15 protein-coding genes are annotated in these 18,041 nt (G+C 71.6%); 7 read left to right on the top strand and 8 right to left on the bottom strand.

The features are described 5' to 3' along the window. Window positions 1-283: 283 nt before the first annotated feature. The 3 genes from QM633_RS06485 to QM633_RS06475 all read right to left on the bottom strand — a co-directional run bounded on the left by QM633_RS06485 (window position 284) and on the right by QM633_RS06475 (window position 3,157). Window positions 284-1,414 carry a GTPase family protein gene (locus QM633_RS06485; RefSeq protein WP_415152919.1) on the bottom strand — a complete coding sequence of 377 codons (1,131 nt, stop codon included), beginning with the start codon at window positions 1,412-1,414 and terminating at the stop codon, window positions 284-286. Window positions 1,415-1,520: 106 nt separating this feature from the next. Further along, window positions 1,521-2,477, bottom strand: coding sequence for a hypothetical protein (locus tag QM633_RS06480; RefSeq protein ID WP_415152918.1), 957 nt, complete (start codon window positions 2,475-2,477; stop codon window positions 1,521-1,523). Next, on the bottom strand, window positions 2,474-3,157 hold the full coding sequence (locus tag QM633_RS06475) for a hypothetical protein (protein WP_415152917.1): 684 nt from the start codon (window positions 3,155-3,157) through the stop codon (window positions 2,474-2,476). The genes QM633_RS06480 and QM633_RS06475 overlap by 4 nt, the downstream gene beginning before the upstream one ends. A gap of 229 nt (window positions 3,158-3,386) precedes the next feature. Here QM633_RS06475 and QM633_RS06470 point away from each other — a divergent pair, with 229 nt between their 5' ends. Further along, on the top strand, window positions 3,387-4,916 hold the full coding sequence (locus QM633_RS06470) for an amino acid permease (RefSeq protein WP_415152916.1): 1,530 nt from the start codon (window positions 3,387-3,389) through the stop codon (window positions 4,914-4,916). 122 nt (window positions 4,917-5,038) lie between these two features. On the opposite strand, the gene QM633_RS06465 is transcribed toward QM633_RS06470, so the two are convergent. After that, window positions 5,039-5,938, bottom strand: a complete 900-nt coding sequence (locus QM633_RS06465) for a hypothetical protein (protein WP_415152915.1) — start codon at window positions 5,936-5,938, stop codon at window positions 5,039-5,041. A gap of 334 nt (window positions 5,939-6,272) precedes the next feature. Between QM633_RS06465 and typA the strand changes: the two genes are divergently transcribed. Further along, window positions 6,273-8,135, top strand: a complete 1,863-nt coding sequence (typA, locus tag QM633_RS06460) for a translational GTPase TypA (protein ID WP_415152914.1) — start codon at window positions 6,273-6,275, stop codon at window positions 8,133-8,135. Between the two features lie 63 nt (window positions 8,136-8,198). Here the strand turns inward: typA and QM633_RS06455 are convergent, their stop codons facing one another. Beyond that, entirely contained in the window at window positions 8,199-9,191 is a 993-nt protein-coding gene (locus QM633_RS06455) for an NAD-dependent epimerase/dehydratase family protein (protein ID WP_415152913.1), read from the bottom strand. A gap of 64 nt (window positions 9,192-9,255) precedes the next feature. On the opposite strand from QM633_RS06455, the gene QM633_RS06450 reads away from it, so the two are divergent. Further along, window positions 9,256-9,816 (top strand): TetR/AcrR family transcriptional regulator, encoded by a 561-nt coding sequence (locus tag QM633_RS06450; RefSeq protein ID WP_415152912.1) that lies wholly within the window; start codon window positions 9,256-9,258, stop codon window positions 9,814-9,816. Between the two features lie 61 nt (window positions 9,817-9,877). Beyond that, the gene (locus QM633_RS06445) at window positions 9,878-11,071 is read left to right on the top strand and encodes a DUF480 domain-containing protein (protein WP_415152911.1); all 1,194 of its coding nucleotides are present in this window, start codon (window positions 9,878-9,880) and stop codon (window positions 11,069-11,071) included. A 42-nt stretch (window positions 11,072-11,113) separates the two neighbouring features. On the opposite strand, the gene QM633_RS06440 is transcribed toward QM633_RS06445, so the two are convergent. Next, on the bottom strand, window positions 11,114-11,872 hold the full coding sequence (locus QM633_RS06440; RefSeq protein WP_415152910.1) for a TetR/AcrR family transcriptional regulator: 759 nt from the start codon (window positions 11,870-11,872) through the stop codon (window positions 11,114-11,116). A 90-nt stretch (window positions 11,873-11,962) separates the two neighbouring features. Between QM633_RS06440 and QM633_RS06435 the strand changes: the two genes are divergently transcribed. Continuing rightward, complete coding sequence (locus QM633_RS06435) at window positions 11,963-13,387, top strand: MFS transporter (protein WP_415152909.1); 1,425 nt, start codon at window positions 11,963-11,965, stop codon at window positions 13,385-13,387. Window positions 13,388-13,415: 28 nt separating this feature from the next. On the opposite strand, the gene QM633_RS06430 is transcribed toward QM633_RS06435, so the two are convergent. Continuing rightward, window positions 13,416-14,378, bottom strand: a complete 963-nt coding sequence (locus QM633_RS06430; protein WP_415152908.1) for a YgfZ/GcvT domain-containing protein — start codon at window positions 14,376-14,378, stop codon at window positions 13,416-13,418. Then, the gene (locus QM633_RS06425) at window positions 14,375-14,872 is read right to left on the bottom strand and encodes an FABP family protein (protein ID WP_415152907.1); all 498 of its coding nucleotides are present in this window, start codon (window positions 14,870-14,872) and stop codon (window positions 14,375-14,377) included. The genes QM633_RS06430 and QM633_RS06425 overlap by 4 nt, the downstream gene beginning before the upstream one ends. A gap of 184 nt (window positions 14,873-15,056) precedes the next feature. Between QM633_RS06425 and QM633_RS06420 the strand changes: the two genes are divergently transcribed. Both QM633_RS06420 and QM633_RS06415 read left to right on the top strand, forming a co-directional pair. After that, window positions 15,057-16,391, top strand: coding sequence for an MFS transporter (locus QM633_RS06420; protein ID WP_415152906.1), 1,335 nt, complete (start codon window positions 15,057-15,059; stop codon window positions 16,389-16,391). After that, complete coding sequence (locus QM633_RS06415) at window positions 16,388-17,866, top strand: pyridoxal phosphate-dependent decarboxylase family protein (protein WP_415152905.1); 1,479 nt, start codon at window positions 16,388-16,390, stop codon at window positions 17,864-17,866. Before QM633_RS06420 ends, QM633_RS06415 begins: the two co-directional genes overlap by 4 nt. Window positions 17,867-18,041 lie beyond the last annotated feature (175 nt).

Here is an 18,041-nt window from a genome sequence, read left to right as displayed (position 1 = left end):
GGACGGAGCCGCAGCAAGCCCGCGCCGGGCCGGGATCAGCTCGGGCGGACGCCGCGGGAAGTGGGCGGGACGGGTTGGTGGGGACTACCTGGTGACATCCGCCTCACCTCCTCCGGCTCAGCCGCTCCCGCGGCGATCATTCTCCGTCGCAAAGGATAACCCCGCCGGGTGGACGCCAGGTGAACCGCCGGTGGCCAGGAGGTGCGGCCCGCTGAGATCCGCACCCCGGTCGCCCCCTCGTCCCGGACGGCGAGGGGGAGCCGGGGATGACCAACGGGGCCGGTCAGGCGTCCCGGCTCTTGTGGCGGATCCTCGGCATTCGCTTCGCCATCTCGGACTCGAAGAGCTTCGTGACGGCGGCGGTGTCGACCCTTCCGTCCAGTACCGGGAGGGTCTTGTTGAAGGCGCGCTGGCACACGACCAGCCAGGCCTGCCCCATGGCCAGGGTGAGCGAGGACGCGACGGAGGCGTTGATCACACCGCCGACCACGCTCCCCGCGCCGGGGATGAACTTCAACAGGCCGGCCGCTGCGGCGCGTCCGGCGGACGTGGCGACCGAGGTGGACGCGATCGCGAGCAGCGCCGACTTGTCGAGCCCGAGCCCGTGCAACTGCGCGATCCGGGCCATCATCGACAGCTGGATAGGGACCAGGATCGCGGCCGAGGAGAACGGGATCGGCACGGCTGCGGCGGCCGCGGCGGCGGTCACGGCTGCGGCGACGGCCTTGTTCGACTGGCTCGCCTTGAGCCGAACATCGATCTCCTGCGCCGCGACGAGGGCGGCCTGGACGGCCTCCGGAGCGACGCGAAAGGTGGCGCCGAGCACCTCCACCAAGCCGTAGGGCGGCTGACCGGTGAACTGGTCCCTCATCGCGTAGGTCATGAACGGGTGGCCGTCCACGATGGGCAGGTTGCGGGCGGTCAGTTGACGGGCGAGTTCGACGGCGTCCGGGTGGTACTGGCCGTCCCGCATCGGCACCTGGGTGAGCACCAGGACCACCGGAAGGCCGAGGTCGGCGAGGGTGCGGACGAAGCGCTCCTCGAAGTCCTCGAAGCGGCGGTCCATGCCGCGCACGCAGTACCAGGCGACGTGAATCTGCTCGTCGATCGGCTTGCCGCGGCTCTCCTTCACCGCCTTGGTGAGCTCGGAGATGATCTGGCCGTCGTCGCGTCCCAGCTCGAGCCCGCGGGTGTCGATCACGCCGAGCGAGCCGCGCTTGTCGAGGTAGAGGTGGGACCCGTTGGTCACCGGGGCCCCGATGCCGGTCGCCGCGACGGGCTCGCCGAAGATGGCGTTCACGAGGGTCGACTTGCCGACCCCCGTCTTGCCGAACACGGCGATGTTGACCCGCCCGAGCTCCGCCTCCTGCTTGGCGTACTCGGTGCGGAAGCTCTCGGTGAACCACTGCGTCACGGGCCCAGCCTACGGAAGCCGGTCCCGATCGCCATGGGTCCCTCCCCTGACCCGACCCCGGCCCTCGGCCTGCGGTCCTCCCGACAGGCTCGATCAGCGGCATCGGTCAGGTCGGGATGACCTGAACTTCCTGGTCGGTCAGCAGCGCGACCACGGCGTCGGTCGTCACCTGGAGATAGCTGCGACCGTCCGGGGCGAAGGCGTTCGGGTCGAAGTAGTGCTCCTTCGCGTTGTGCTGCATCGGGCCGAGATCGATGACAGTGATCCGTCCCTCCTTCGAGGCCCGCGACCACGGCGAGCCGACCGCGATCGGCCAGCGTCCGGCGAACATGATCCAGCCGAGCTTCTCGAACGGGTCCTTGGTGCCCCGCAGGTGGTAGACGTGGTCGATCCGGTCCAGGCCGTAGTCGTCCGACATCATGCCGCCGATCGAGATCAGCGTCAGCGGGATCCTGGCCAGGCCGAGGTACCAGGCCGCGCCCAGCGAGATCTGGGCGCCGCCGCTCCAGCCGACCAGGGTGACCGGGGTCCCGCTGCCGAGCCGGTAGCCCTTGCGGAGCAGGCCGTCCAGGATCTGCTGTGCGGTGCCGATGTTGTAGGTGGGCCCGTAGCGGCGGTCCGAGCACACGAACAGCTGGACGGCGTTGCGCAGGTTCACCAGCATCGCGACGAGCGCCTCCGGGTTCTTCAGCCGCGCCTTCTCGATCGCCTTCCACAGCCCGGCCAGCGGACGTTGCGCGGTCAGCCCACGGTTGTCGACCGCATAGGGGAACACGTCGCTGACCACGCAGGTGCCGGGGATGGCCTCGACGGCGGCCAGCAACGGCTCCTCCTCCGAGGGCCGCGAATGGCCGTCGATCGCGCCGATCCCGGAGAGGTAGACCACGTAGCGCTGATAGGGCGGCGCGGGCATGGCCTCGTGCTCGGCACGCAGGCCCTCGATGGTCGCCTCGGCCTTCTCCGCGCCCCGCTCCGACCACCAGCCGAGCGACTCCAACGGGCCGACCGCCAGCACGATCAGGACCAGGACCAGCAGGCCCAGCAGCAGGGAGACGAGGATCACTGCCCGCCCTCCGTACCGGCGCGGACGTCGAAGTCGAACTCCACCGGCATGAACTGGTGGCCCGAGAGGATGTCCTGGGCGGTGAGCAGCGTCGGACTGCCCGACAGCGCCCGCCAGACGCCGTTGCCGAGGGCGGTCAGCGGTCTGGCCAGCGCCCACGACAGGCCCTGCATGACCCCCCAGCCGAGCCCGGTGATCAGCAGGGCCGGCCAGTAGCCCACCTGGTAGATCACACCGACGATCACCCACAGCGCCAGCAGGCTCCAGACCTGGAGGACGCGGGCGATGCCCGGGCCGACGTACGGCGCGAGTTCGAGGAAGCCGAAGAGCAGAGGCGCGGTGGCCAGCATCACAGCCCTGGCCGCGTTCGCCAGCGACAGCCGGTCGCCGGTGACGAGATAGCCGATCACGGCGATCACGACCGCCTGCGCCACGAACAGCGCCACCATCGAGATCCCGTTGATCACCAGGCTGACGGCGAACCGCCACCCGCGAATGCGGTTCAGGAACAGGACGACGCTGTTGCCGAGCAGGGTGGAGATCCCGGCCAGCATCGCGATGGTGATCGAGATCTCGAACGCGTAGGGGTAGCCGCGGAACCACTGGGCCACGGAGGGGTCGAGACCCCAGACGCCGACGATCGCCCGCCCGAGCGAGCCGAGGAAGTCCAGGAAGCCCACCGTCCCTCCCCTCCCCGTCGGGCCGTCGCCACGACCGGTTCCCCGCCGGTTGGGCGTCAGCCTAACAGCGGCCTCCCACGGCTGGACAGGCGGGTTCCGCACCCGTCGGAGCAGGACGTCCGACCGCATGCTGGTCACGTGTTTCACCCATCGGTCGACAGGGAATAGCTTTCAGCGGTTGCCCGCGGGCCGCACCGATGCCGCCCCCAACCCTTCCGGAGATGAGCCGATGAGCCTCCTGCGCACCAAGTCGATCGAGCAGTCGATCGCCGACACCGACGAGCCCGAGTACCAGTTGAAGAAATCGCTGAGCGCGCTCGACCTGACCGTGTTCGGCGTCGGCGTGGTGATCGGTGCGGGCATCTTCACCCTCACCGGACGCGCCGCGCACAATGTCGCCGGGCCGGCGATCGTGATCAGCTTCGTCATCGCCGCGGTCTGCTGCGCGCTGGCCGCCATGTGCTACGCCGAGTTCGCCTCGACGGTGCCGGTGTCCGGCTCGGCGTACACCTTCTCCTACGCCTCGCTCGGCGAGATCTTCGCCTGGATCATCGGCTGGGACCTGATCCTGGAGATGTTCCTCGGCGCGTCCGTGGTGGCGCAGGGCTGGAGCGCCTACCTCGGGGCGTTCCTCGGCAAGCTGGGCGTCGCGCTGCCCGCGTCGATCAGCTACGGCGGAGTGGTCGACGTGCCGGCGATCGTGCTCGTCCTGGTCCTCGGCGTCCTGGTCACCGTGGGCATCAAGGAGTCACTGCGGGTCAACCTGGTGCTGGTCGGGCTGAAGCTCTTCATCGTCCTGTTCGTCATCTTCGCCGGCATCGGCTTCATCAGCCCGGCCAACTACACCCCGTTCGTCCCGCCGGCCCTGCCGACCGCCGGCGCCTCGGGGTTCAGCTGGACGCAGCCGCTGCTGCAGCTGCTCACCGGCGCCACACCGTCCACCTTCGGCGTCGGCGGCGTGCTCGCCGGGGCCGCACTGGTGTTCTTCGCCTACATCGGCTTCGACGTGGTGGCCACCACCGCGGAGGAGACGAAGAACCCGCAGCGCGACCTTCCGGTCGGCATCATCGCGTCGCTGGCGATCTGCACGGTGCTCTACTGCGCGGTGGCCCTCGTGGTGACCGGCATGGTGCCCTACGACAAGCTCGACCCGAGCGCGGCGCTGGCCAACGCGTTCGCCTACCACGGCCAGGCCTGGATGGCCACGCTGATCTCCGCCGGCGCCGTCGCCGGCCTCACCACCGTGGTACTCACCCTGATGATCGGTGCGACCCGCCTGATCTTCGCCATGTGCCGCGACGCCCTCCTGCCGATGGGCCTGGCCAAGGTGCACCCGACCTACCGCACGCCGTGGCTGATCACCGTGATCGTGACCGTGGTGGTGGCCATCGTCGCCGGCCTCACCCCGGTCGGCGTGCTGGAGGAGATGGTGAACATCGGCACGCTGTCCGCGTTCGTGCTGGTCTCGATCGGCGTGGTCGTGCTGCGCCGCAGGCGTCCCGACCTGAAGCGGGCGTTCACCGTGCCGTTCTCGCCGGTGCTGCCGATCGTCTCGGCCGTGATCTGCGCGTACCTGATGATCAATCTCTCCGTGGAGACCTGGCTGCGGTTCGTGATCTGGCTGGCGATCGGCTTCGTGATCTACTTCACCTACTCCCGCTCGCACGCGCGGCTGGAGACCGGCGTCGGCATCCGTTCGGACATGGTGGAGGCGATGGAGACCGGGCACGCGCCGCACAGCCCCGAGGACCTGCGCTGAGTCCCGGAGCCGCCCCTGGCCTGCAAACGCCATCGAAAGCCAGGTATACCGCCGAATATTCGGCGGCATACCTGGCTTTCGGCGGCTTCCTGGCCCGCGGACCGGGGCGCGGAGGTCCGCGATCAACGAACCGGACTGCCGCCGCGAGCGAGCGCCGCGGCGATCTTCACGCGGAAGGCCTCCGCGTCGAAGAGTTCAGACCAGGTCCACCGGACGACGAGCCAGCCGAGCGCCTCGATGGCGGTCTGCCTCCGCTTCTCCGCCATCACCGCTGCCGCGACCTCCTCCGGCGTGCCCGTGTACTTCACCGCACCGTCGAACTCACCGATGACGCGGCGTCCGGGCCAGCAGAAGTCGCAGCGGGCGACGAACCGTCCCGCAGCGTCGAACACGCGGGTCTGGAGATCCGGGGCAGGGAGCCTCACCTGCGCCATCCGTACCCGGCTGACCGACTCCCCGACGCTCTCCGCCCGGCCATCGGCAAACGCCAGGGCCCTGCGAGCGGTGGCCGCACCCGACCGGCCCACCGCCGCCCGGACGGTCTCGTCGAGAAGACCGGCGTCCGCCTGCGCGTGGAGGGCGGCGTCCAGCACCGCGACCGCGCGCTCGTAGGAGAGCAGTCGCGCGAGGTCGACAGCCGTCCGTTCCAGGGAAGTGACCCGGTAGCCGCCCTGGGCCTGCACTTCCGGGGGCGCCAGCGGCGCCCTACGCACGTGCAGGTTCCGAGTCCGGGCGCCGTGCCCGCCGCCGGACCGTGTGATCGACACCCGCTCCAGCAGCGCCGGCCAGACGGGCAGCCCGTGCGGGACTCCCGCCGAACCGTGGCTGAGCACCGCGCCCTCGCCCAGGAGCGGCCACGTCCCTTCCAGGAGCAGACGGTGCTGTTGCAGGTCGCCGTCCGCCCCGGGCTCGCTCCACGCGCCGTGCCGGACGCGAACCAGCTCACCCCGCTGCACGGCACGGTCCAGGTCGTGCCTGGTCATGCCCGACCCGAACAGTTGCGCGGTCCTCGACGTCGTCATGGAGCCATGGCACCGCGTCCGCCCCACCAGCGCCAGACGCGGGGAGAAACGGACAACAATCGGACAACACCTGGTCGCCGTCCGCCGCATCGCTGTGCGTCCCTCGGGACGGGCTCCGCCACTCGACTCGGCGACAAACGCCATCGAAAGTCAAGAACGCCGCCGAATATTCGGCGGCTCCTGCGACTATCGATGGCTTCTGCGTGGATGGGCGTCGAGCGGGGGCGGGGTAGGCGGGGGCGGACGGGCGGGGTAGGCGGGGGCAGGCCGGAGGGACAGGCGCGGGCCGGAGCGGTAGACTCTGCGGGTTCCCGCTGCAGACCGGAGTTCCCGCATGCCCGCACGCGCAGACCTGCGCAACGTCGCCATCATCGCCCACGTCGACCACGGCAAGACCACCCTGGTGGACGCCATGCTGTGGCAGTCCGGCGCGTTCCGCGAGAACCAGGACGTGAACACCCGCGTCATGGACTCGATGGACCTCGAGCGCGAGAAGGGGATCACGATCCTCGCGAAGAACACCGCGGTCGACCACGTCCTGGCCGACGGGTCGACGGTCACGATCAACATCATCGACACCCCCGGCCACGCCGACTTCGGCGGCGAGGTCGAGCGCGGCCTGGAGATGGTGGACGGGGTCCTGCTGCTCGTCGACGCCTCCGAGGGCCCGCTGCCCCAGACCCGGTTCGTGCTGCGCAAGGCGCTGGCGAAGGACCTGCCGATCATCGTCGTGATCAACAAGGTCGATCGCGCCGATGCCCGGATCGCCGAGGTCGTCGACGAGGTGTACGCGCTCTTCCTCGACCTGATCGACGACGACGAGGCGCACCACCTCGACTTCCCGATCATCTACTGCGCGGCGAAGGCGGGGAAGGCGTCGCTGGAGCAGCCGGCGGACGGCACCGTCCCGGACTCGCCCAATCTGGAGCCGCTGTTCCAGCTGATCATGGACACCATCCCCGCGCCGGTCTACACCGAGGGCGCACCGCTGCAGGCCCACGTCACCAACCTGGACGCGTCCCCGTACCTCGGTCGGCTGGCACTGTGCCGGATCGTGGAGGGCACGATCACCCGGGGGCAGACGGTCGCGTGGTGTCGTCACGACGGCAGTGTCACCAACGTCCGGCTCTCCGAACTGCTGATCACCAGGGCGCTGGAGCGGGTGCCTGCGGACTCCGCCGGCCCCGGCGACATCGTCGCGATCGCGGGTATTCCGGAGATCACCATCGGCGAGACGCTGGCCGACCCGAATGACCCCCGGCCGCTGCCGCTGATCACCGTCGACGAGCCGTCGATCTCGATGACGATCGGCATCAACACCTCCCCGCTGGCCGGCCGGGTGGGAAAGCTGCTCACGGCGCGGCTGGTGAAGGGGCGGCTCGACACCGAACTGATCGGCAACGTGTCGATCCGGGTGAACGGCACCGATCGTCCCGACACCTGGGAGGTGCAGGGACGGGGCGAGCTGCAGCTGGCCGTGCTGGTGGAGATGATGCGCCGGGAGGGCTTCGAGCTCACCGTCGGCAAGCCGGAGGTGCTCACCCGGACGATCGAGGGGAAGCTGCACGAGCCGGTCGAGCGGCTCACCGTGGACGTGCCGGAGGAGCATGTCGGCACGATCAGCCAGCTGATGGGGACGCGGCGGGCGCGCATGGAGCACATGGTCAACCACGGCACGGGCTGGGTGCGGATCGAGTACGTGATCCCGGCCCGCGGCCTGATCGGCTTCCGCACCGAGTTCCTCACCGAGACCCGCGGCACCGGCATCATGCACCACGTGTTCGAGGGCTTCGAGCCGTGGTCGGGCGAGATCAAGACCCGCCTGACCGGATCGCTGGTCGCCGACCGGACGGGCACGGTGACGTCCTACGCGCTGTTCAACCTGCAGGAGCGCGGGACGCTGTTCGTGGGCCCCGGCGACGAGGTGTACCAGGGCATGATCGTGGGCGAGAACCCGCGGCAGGACGACATGGACGTGAACCCCACCAAGGAGAAGAAGCTGACCAACGTCCGCTCCTCCACCGGGGACGAACTCGAGCGGCTGATCCCGCCGCGGCTGCTCAGCCTGGAGCAGGCGCTGGAGTTCTGTCGCAGCGACGAGTGCCTCGAGGTCACGCCGAAGAACGTCCGCATCCGGAAGGTGACCCTGGACGCCAACGAGCGGGCGAAGCTGAGGAGTCGCGCCAAGAAGGCCTGACCCGGGCGTCCCCGAACCCGGGTCGCCACGTGGGGAGAAGGCCGCCTCCTCGCTGCGGGCGAGTCACACCAGGCCGGCGTCGACCAGGCTGCGGGCGGTGTCGATGATCGTGTCGCGGACGGGTCGGGGCTGCCAGCCCAGCACCGAGCGGGCCGCCGCTGTCGTGTAGGTGTAGCGCCGGCCCAGCATCGGCACCAGTTCCTCCATCCCCGGCCGCAGGCGCGCCGCCACCCGGACGAGCCAGTCGGGGAGTTCGCGGACCGCTCCCCGACCGCCGCCGTACTCCGCTCGCAGCAACTCGGCGATCTCCCGCATCCAGATGAACCCGGCGACGGCGAGGAACCGGCGGCCGGCGGCGGCGGGCGACTCCATCGCCGCGATGTGCAGGTCGGCGAGATCGCGAACGTCGACGACCTGCAGCCCGATCCGGGGAACTCCCGCTCCGGGCCGGATCAACTGGGCGACGACCTGGGTCGAGCTGCGCGACTCCGGCGAGCGGATCGGGCCGAAGACCGCTCCGGGAAGGATCGTGGTCAGCGTCGTCGTGGCGGAGCCGGCCACCTCGTCCCACGCCGCCCGCTCGGCGAGGGCCTTCGATCGGCGGTACGCGTCCAGGCCGGCCTGGTCCGGATCGGTCCACAACGACTCGTCGAACTCACCGGCCGACCCCGCCGGCGGCGTCGCCGCCGCACCGCTGGAGGTCATCACCACGCGCGGGACTCCGGCCGAGACCGCCGCGGCGATCACGCGCCGGGCCCCGTCCCGCGCAGGGAGGATCAGGTCGTCGGGGTCGGCCGGACGGATGCCGCCGCCCATCGGCGAGGCCACGTGCAGGACGGCGTCGACGCCGGCGACGGCCTCCGCCCAGCCCTCGTCGGCGGTCAGGTCGGCCCGGACCACCTCCAGTCGCCCGGACGCGGTCGGGAACTGGGCGAGCAGCCCGTGCGAGCGTCCGAGGTCCCGGACGGTGGTGCGCACCCGATGGCCGCGGTCGAGCAGGCCGGCGATGCACCAGCCCGCGACGAACCCGGTCCCGCCGGTCACCAGAACAGCCATCGCGTCCTCCTCGGGGTCAGTCCGCATTGATTAGCCGATCGGCTAATCAATGTACCATGCTCACGTGACCGGAGCGACGGCGAGGGCAGCGCAGGCCGAGCGCACCCGGCGGGTCGTGCTCGACACCGCCCGCGCGCTGTTCGCCGAGCGGGGATACGCGGGCGCGTCCCTGCAGGACATCGCTGATGCCGCGGGGATCGGCAAGGCCAACGTCTACTACTACTTCCGCACCAAGGCCGCACTCCTGGACGCCCTGCTCGACGAGCGGATCGCCGCGCTGGAGGCGGCGCTGGCGACCGCGGAGCGCGTGGACGGAGCCCGGGAGCGCCGCGAACTGCTCATCGACTCCTTCGTCGACCAGGTGCTGATCGCCCACCGCACCCTGGGGTCGATCGACTTCGCCGACCCGAGCATCCGGTCCCAGCCCGGCATCGGCGCGCGGCTGGGGCGGCTCACCGACCGCTCCGCCGCGCTGCTGTTCGGCCCCACACCCACACCGGACGAGATCGCGGGCCTCACGCTCGCCCTCGACCTCAAGCCGGTGCTGCGCCGCCTCACGACGCTGCCGGACGATGACCTCCGTGGAGTCCTGCGCCGGCTCTGCGTCCGGCTCATGCAGACCTGATGCTCCCGTGCCACCGCGGACGGCCCGCGCGGACACCCGGGGGATCGGTAGGGTGCGCTGCATGGCGTTGCCGGTGCTGACCGCCGAGGAGCAACGGATCCTCGGCTGCCTGCTGGAGAAACAGAAGACCGTCCCCGCGAGCTACCCGCTCACGCTCAACTCGCTCCGTCTGGCCTGCAACCAGACCTCCAGCCGCGAGCCCGTGATGGAGCTGTCCGAGCGCGACATTCAGGACGCGACCCGTGCGCTGAAGGACCGCGGCCTGCTGCGGCTGGTCTGGGCCGGCGCAGGATCGCGGACGGTGAAGTACCACCAGCTGATCGACGAGGTGCTCGAGCCCGCGGAGGACGAGCGCGCGTTGCTCACCGTCCTGCTGCTGCGCGGAGCACAGTCGGCCGGCGAGTTGAGGACGCGCACCGACCGGCTGCACCCCTTCGCCGACAAGGCCGAGGTCGAGGCGTGCCTGGCCCGGATGGCGACCGGCGACGACCCGCTGGTGCGCGAGGTGCAGGTGCAGCACGGACGCGACACGCGCTGGACCCATCTGCTCGGACCCGTCCCGGCGGCCTCCGAGGGCGCCCCGCGGGCCGCCGACCTCGAGGCCGTGCTGGCCGACGGCCCGCAGGCCAGGGATGCGAGGGTCGTGGCCGCCTACGACGCGGCCGCCGCCGCCTACTCCGAGGCGCTCCTGGACGAACTGATCGACAAGCCGTTCGACGTCTGGCTGCTGGAGCGGATCGCCGCCGGCGCCGGCGGCCCGATCCTCGACCTGGGCTGCGGCCCCGGCCAGATCGCGGCCTTCCTCGCCGACACCGGCGCGGACGTCCACGGCCTCGACGCGTCCGCGGCCATGGTCGAGCAGGCCAGGGCCAACTTCCCCGACCTGGACTTCGCGGTCGGCCGCTTCCACCAGGTGCTGCGGCCCAGGACCGCGGCCGCCTGGGGCGCGATCGTCGCCTGGTACGCCTTCGTGCACCTCGCTCCCTCCGAGCTCGCCCCGACCCTGCGCGCGCTCGCCGACACCCTGCGCGTGGACGGCACCCTCGCCTTCGCGGTCCACCTCGGTGACGGCGTCCGGCACACCGACGAGCTCTTCGGAATCCCGGTCGACCTCGACGACGTGTGCCCCGACCGCGGCCAGGTGCTGGCCGCGGTCAGCGCCGCCGGTCTGGAGGTCGTCGAGTGGTACACGCGCTCGCCCGTGCCGGCGGAGGCGCAGACCGAACGGCTCTACGTCCTGGCCCGGCGGCCGTAGGAGACTGCTGAACAATCGCGGACCGGGACGCGCGCGCTCGGCTCAGTGCCGGCCGACGACCCGCTCCGGGTCGCTGCTGGAGGGCTGGGGCCGCCACGACTTGAGGGCGTCCACCCCGGCGATCAGCACAGCCAGACCGAACTCGAAACGGTCCTGGCCGTTGCCCGCCAGCAGGAACGGCGCCATCGCCCTGATGGTCGGGTACACCTCGCCCGGCAGGCTCCCGAAGTAGTCGCCGAGCCGGCCGATCACGGCCTGCTCGCTGTTCATCCAGTCGCTGCGTTTGCCCCGCTCGTACCAGATCGCGTCCTCCACGGCGACGGCGGTCGGATACAGCGTGAGCAGGTCCACGCACAGCCCCGACATCTCCTCGGTCAGCCCCCCGGCCAGGCAGATCCTCAGCAGTCGCTCCGAGCAGCGCAGCGCGTTCGGGCCGAGCGGGATGTGCGCCATGTTCACCATCGCGATCCCCGGGTGCCGCGCCAGCGCCTCGTACACGCTGCGGATGGCCTCCTTCAGCTGTTCCTGCCAGCGCTCCGGCTCCGGGTCCGGGACGTGCACCTCGGCGAACACCGCGTCCAGCATCAGCTCGTGGAGGTCCTGCTTGTCGCGGACATGCGCGTACAGGGAGGCGGGGCCGGTGCCGAGCCGCGCGGCCACCGCCCGCATCGTGACGGCATCGATGCCCTCGGCCGCGAGCAGTTCCAGCCCCGCGGCGACGATCGCGTCGGTACTGAGCCGCCGTCGCTGGACGCGATCACCGGCCCACTCCGGGGCCCAGGCTCCCTTCGGGTGTGGCATGCGCCCACAGTACTTGACGCGAACGACGTCCGCGTTGTAGAACACCATTCGTTGTTACGAACATTGTTCGTCCGTCGGAGGGAGACACCCATGGCAGCCGGCACCGGCCCCACCCCCGCCACCCGGACCGCGCCCCACCGCTGGCGCCGGTACGCCCTGGCCACCGTCCTGGGGGCGGAGATCATGGACCTGCTCGACTCGACGATCGTCAACCTCGCCGCCACGCCGATCGAGCGGGACCTCGGCGGCGGCGCCGGCACGATCCAGTGGGTCGTCGGCGCCTACACCCTCGCCTTCGCGGTCGGCCTGGTCCTCGGCGGGCGTCTCGGCGACCGGTTCGGGCGGAGGCGGCTCTTCCTGGTCGGAACGATCGGCTTCACGCTGGCGTCGATCGCCTGCGCGACGGCCCACGACCCGTCCGTCCTGATCGCCTCGCGCGCCTGCCAGGGCCTGGTCGGCGCACTGCTGATCCCCCAGGGTTTCGGCCTGATCCGGGACGTGTTCCCCGCCTCGGAACTCGGCGCGGCCATGGGCAGCTTCGGCCCGGTGATCGGCCTGTCGTCGGTGGTGGGCCCCCTCCTCGGCGGCGCGCTGGTCAGCGCGGACGTGCTCGGTCTCGGCTGGCGGGTGATCTTCCTGATCAATGTCCCGATCGGCCTGCTCACCCTGTGCGGCGCCCTCCTGTTCATCCCGCCCCGGCCCGGCGACCCCGCGCTGCGGATCGACCCGTTCGGCGCCGTGCTGCTCGGGCTCGCGTCCGTCATGCTGGTCTTCCCGCTGATCGAAGGGCCCGAGCGCGGCTGGCCGTGGTGGACGTTCGCGCTCCTCGCCTGCTCCGTGGCCTGCTTCGTGTGGTTCGGCCGGCACGAGCGGCGCAGCGCCGCCCCCGTGATCGAGCCGTCCCTGCTGCGCAACCGTGCGTTCCTCGGTGGCGTCGGGGTGATCACCCTCGCGTTCGCCGCCATGATCGGCAACACCCTCGTCTTCAACACCTACACCCAGTCGGCGCTGGGCTACACCGCCCTCCAGGCGGCCTTCGCCGGCTCCGCCTACGCCCTCGGTATGGCCGTCGCGGCCGCCGCCGGGAGCGCGGCGCTGCTGCCCCGGCTGGGCCGCCGGCTGCTCGCGCTGGGATTCGCGCTGATGGTCGTGGGCGCCGGCCTGCAGGTGCTCACCATCCATGCGGCCGGCAGCACCGCCCAGCCGTGGATGTTCCTTCCGGCCGGCTTCGTGTTCGGGGTCGGGAGCGGGTTCGGCCTCGTGCCCGCCTTCTCGGTGGTGCTGGGCGGGGTGGCCGATCGGGAGGTCGGCTCGGCGTCCGGCCTGATGAACGCCCTGCAACAGCTGGGCGGGACGCTCGGCGTGGCCGTCTGCGGCACGCTCTTCTTCCAGTGGCTGCCGGAGGGGCCGGTCGCGGCCGTCCAGCTCGCCGCCGGCGCGGCCGCGGCCTTCCTCCTCGGGGCACTGGCGCTGGTTCGGACGCTGCCGCGCAGCCCGCGGCCCGAGGCGGGCTGACGGAGCCACGCGGCACGCGTCGCGCGGCTCAGCCCCGTCCGATCCCCGGCTCCGGACGCCAGTGCAGGCCGGCCTCCGGAGAGACGATCACCTCCTGGGCTGCGGCCACGCCGTCCACGACCAGTTCCGCGTCCGGCGCGAGCGTTCTCTTCAGCAGAGCCAGGCCGACCGGGCCGAGCTCGTAGTGCCGCTCGGAACTGCCCATCCGGCCGACCGGCCGTCCCTCCCGCAGGACGTCAGCACCCACCGGCGGCAGCCGGTCGTCGCTCCCGTCGAGGTGCAGGAGCGTCAGCCGGCGCGGCGGACGACCGAGGTTGTACACCCGGGCGACGGTCTCCTGGCCGGGATAGCAGCCCTTGCGGAGGTGTACAGCCGGCCCGAGGGCGTCGGCGTCCGGATTCGCCAACTCGTTGGGGATCGTACGGTCATCGGTGTCGACGAAGATCCGGGGCGTGCCGGACGCGATCCGCACCGCCTCCATCGCCCAGATCCCTGCCCGGGTCTCGCCGAGCGTGGCGTCCACCCGGTCGCGGGGGACGACCACCGGCCCGCCACCGGCGGCGGGGGGCGAGCCGGCGTCACGATGGACCGCCGCCGGCGGCAGCACCAGCGCGTACTCCTGGCCGACGTCGTCGATCTCCACCCGGGCGGCGAACACCATTCGCCGCAGCCATCCGAGCAGGGGTTCGAGGTGACCCGGCTCGGTGTGGCACCACAGCGTGGTGCCGTCGTCCCGCGCGCCGAAGACGTGGGTGAGGTGGCCGTGCGCGTCGAGGATGTAGGCGAGCGTGGGCACGCCGGGGGCCAGGGCGGCGAAGTCCTGGCTGGTGATGTCGTTCAGCCAGCGCAACCGGTCGGCGCCGCTGATCGTGAACACCGGCCGATGGGACAGGTCGACCGACGCCGTGCCCGCGACCAGCGCCCGTTGCTCACGGAACGGATCTCCGTAGTGCCAGGTGGCGCCCGCGTCCGGGCCCTCAGTCAGCTTCATCGCCGTTCCAGCTGGGCCCAGATGTAGGGCTGGAGTTCCTCGTCCTCGGTGGCCCGGTCGAAGGAGAACAGCAGGCGTCCCTCGACGTTGCCGTACAGTCGGCGTCCGGCGGTGTAGGCGACCTTGGCGTCGCGGGTGCGCGCGACCGCGTCGGTGACCAGGTCGAGCCGGCCGGGCTGCACCTTGCCGAACCAGATCTCCGCGAACCCGTCCGGCGAACACATCACCACGTCGAGGGTGCCGTCGGCGAGCGGCCGCCAGAAGCCGGTCTCCATGAACAGCGGCGCGGTCGGCGTGCCGTCGGAATCGGTCTCGAACGCCTGGCACAGGTAGTGCAGGTAGTCCTCGCCGTTGTCGGCGAAGTCGATCTGCACGGAGTAGCTGTGCTTCTCCAGTCCCGGCCACTCGCGGTAGCCGGTGCCCTCCCAGCGTCCGCGCAGCCAGGCCAGGCCGACGAGCGCCGGGTTGAGGTCGGACGGGATCTCGAAAGCCATGTCACTCCCCTTGTCTGCCGCGCAACAGCGCGTAGATGCCGATCCCGGCGAGCACAGCCAGCACCAGGCAGGCGGTGAAGACCACCACGCCGGTCACCGAGAGCGGAGTCAGCACCTGTCGAGCATAACCGGCCGCCACCGGCAGCCATTCCCGCCCGGTCCGGGCCTCGCGTAGGATCCGCTCGTGGCCCGAGCAACGATCGCCCGCTACGCCATCGGCTCGCTGGGCACCGGCGGATTCGCCACGCTTCCTGGGCTCGTCCTGGTCTTCTACCTCACCGACACCCTCGGCGTCGCCGCGTGGGCGGCCGGCATCGTGGTCACCGGCGCGAAGATCTGGGACGTGCTCGCCGCGCCGGTCATCGGCGGCATCTCCGACACCTCGTTGCACAGGACGGGCTCGCGCCGGCGGATCATGACTCTGGGGGCCCTCTGCCTTCCGGTGTTCTTCGCGATCACGTTCGCCGTCCCTGCGGGCGTCCCGCCGGCGCCGGCGGCGGTCTGGGTGGGCGTGGCGTTCCTGCTCGCGTCCACGGCGTTCAGCCTGTTCCAGGTGCCCTACATCGCGCTGCCCGCCGAGCTGTCGGCCCACTACGACCAGCGGACGCGGCTGCTCACCGCCCGGGTCGCGGTCCTGAGCCTGGCCATCCTGCTGTTCGGAGCCGGCGGTCCGATGCTGCGGGGCATCGGGGACGCCTACACGGGCTACCTGGTGATGGCCCTCGTGGCCGGCCTGGTCATCGCCCTCGGCATGCTGGTCTCGACGACCATCGCCCCACGCCAGGACGCAGACCCGGCCGCGCCGCCGACGCCCTGGACGTCCGGCTACCGCGAGGGTCTCGCCGCGCTCCGCCGCAGCGCCCCGTTCCGCGCCCTGCTGGCCACCTTCGGGCTGCAGGCGGTCGCCACCGGCCTGATGCTCGCCGGGGCCAACTACGTCGCCGTCCAGGTGATGCATTCGCAAGACGCGCTCACGTTCCTGTTCGTCGCCCTCATTGCCCCCGCCATCCTCTGCTCGCCCCTGTGGAGCGCGATCGCGCGGCGGATCGGCAAGGAGCGCGGGTTCGCCGCGGCGTCGGTGCTGTTCGCGGTGGCGACCGCGTCCCTGGTCGTGGCGGTGTGGACGCCGGGCACCTGGATGTACGCCTCGGTCGCGGTGGCGGGCGCCGCCTATGCCGGCATGCAGGCGCTGCCGATGGCCATGCTGCCGGATGTGATCTCCCACGACGCCCACAGCCTTGGCGACGCCAACGCGGGGGTCTTCGGGGGCATCTGGACGGCCGGCGAGACCACCGGCATGGCCCTCGGCGCGGGCGTGCTGGCGCTCATCCTCACGGTCACCGGTTACGTCCAGACGATCGCAGGGACAACCGTCACCCAGCCCGCGAGCGCGGTGGCCGGCATCGCGCTCGGGTTCAGCGTCGTCCCGGCTGTGCTGACCCTGCTCAGCCTGGCTTTCCTCGCCCGCTACCGGCTGCGCCGCGCTGACATCGATGCTCTGACAAGGGAGGATGCATGACCACGGACGCCGAAGCCGTGCTCGCCCGGCTCGCCGAGCTGCGTGCCGGCGACGCCCCCACCCACGGCGGACGGCTGCTGTCGTATGTGTACGACTCCGGCCGGCCCGACCTCGACGAGCTGGCCGCGGCGGCGATCCGGGCGATGCAGCCGGTGAACGGGCTCGACCCGACCGCGTTCGGTTCGGTCGCCGTGATCGAGCGGGAGCTGCTCGACGTCGCGCGGACGGTGTTCCACGCCGGCCCGGACGTCGCCGGCACCGCCACCTCCGGTGGCACCGAGAGCTGCCTACTGGCGGTGAAGACCGCCCGCGACGCCTGGCGGGCCCGCGGCGGATCGGGTCGTCCCCGCCTGGTCGCTCCGACGACCGTCCATGCGGCGTTCCGCAAGGCGGCGGCCCTGCTCGACCTGGATCTCGACCTCGTCGCCGTCGACGTGGCCACCGGGCGGGTGGACGCTGCAGCGATGGCGTCGCGGTTCGCTCCCGACGTCGCCCTCGCCGTGGTCAGCGCGCCCTGCTACCCGTTCGCCGCGCTCGACCCGGTGGCCGAGGTGGCCGCCGCGGCTGGGGACGCCGGCGTCGACCTGCACGTGGACGCCTGCATCGGCGGGTTCGCGCTCGCCTTCTGGCCGTCCGGGGACGCCGCCGCGCCGGAGGGGCCGTGGGACTTCGCCGTCCCCGGCGTGACCAGCCTGTCCGCGGACCTGCACAAGTATGGCTACGCGCCCAAGGGCGTCTCGGTGCTGCTGCAGCGCGGGCTGGACCGGCAGCGCCACCAGTGGTTCGCCACCAGCGACTGGCCGGGCTACCCGGTCGTGAACGCGACCCTGCTGGGGTCGAAGTCCGCCGGTCCGTTGGCGGCCGCGTGGGCGATCGCGTCGGTGCTGGGCTTGGACGGGTTCGGCGAGCTGACCGCGTCCATGGCCGGATCGGTCGCGCGGATCAGAGCGGCCGTGGGCGGCATCGCGGGCTTGCGGGTGGTGGGTTCGCCCACCGGACCCATGGTGGCGCTGGCCGCCGACGAGACCGAGCCCGCCCGCCGGGTCGACCCGCACCTGTGGGCGGACGCGATCCGCGCGCACGGCTTCGTCGTCCAGGGCCAGCCCTCTGCCGTCCAGCCGGACGGGACCGTCCTGCCGGCCACGGCGCACCTGACGATCACGCCGGTGACCGAGCAGGTCGTCGACGACCTGGTCACCGCGATGCGCGCGGCCGCCGAGGCCGTCCGGGGACTGCCGCAACTGGACGGGTCGGCGGTGGCGGCGGGGCTGCTCGGCGGCCTCGATCCGGCCGCGCTCGGGAGCCTGGACGCCGACGCCGCCTACGCCGTGCTGCGCGCCGCCGGGCTGCTCGAACCGGGAGCGCTGCACGCGATGGCACCGGTGCTGGCGCTGGTCGAGGTACTTCCCGCGGCCGTCGTCGAACGGCTGCTGGTCGAGCTGCTCGCGTCCGCGCTGGACAGGCCTGCGGGGTAGCCGAGGCGCGGGACGGCGATCGCGGCGTCTCCTCCACCTGGTGGACTCGCGGGCACCACGAAACGCCTACTGATCAAGCCGGATCGGTGAACGAGACGGGCTTGCCGATGGCGCGGGCATACGCGATCTCCCTGGTCGTGGACTCGCCGACATACCCGCCCGGGTTGACGATCAG

Origin of the sequence: Propionicimonas sp., assembly GCF_047606205.1 — a bacterium.
GTDB lineage: Bacteria > Actinomycetota > Actinomycetes > Propionibacteriales > Propionibacteriaceae > Propionicimonas.
Note: the sequence above shows the minus strand (reverse complement) of the source record. Positions and strands in the feature narration are given on the sequence as shown.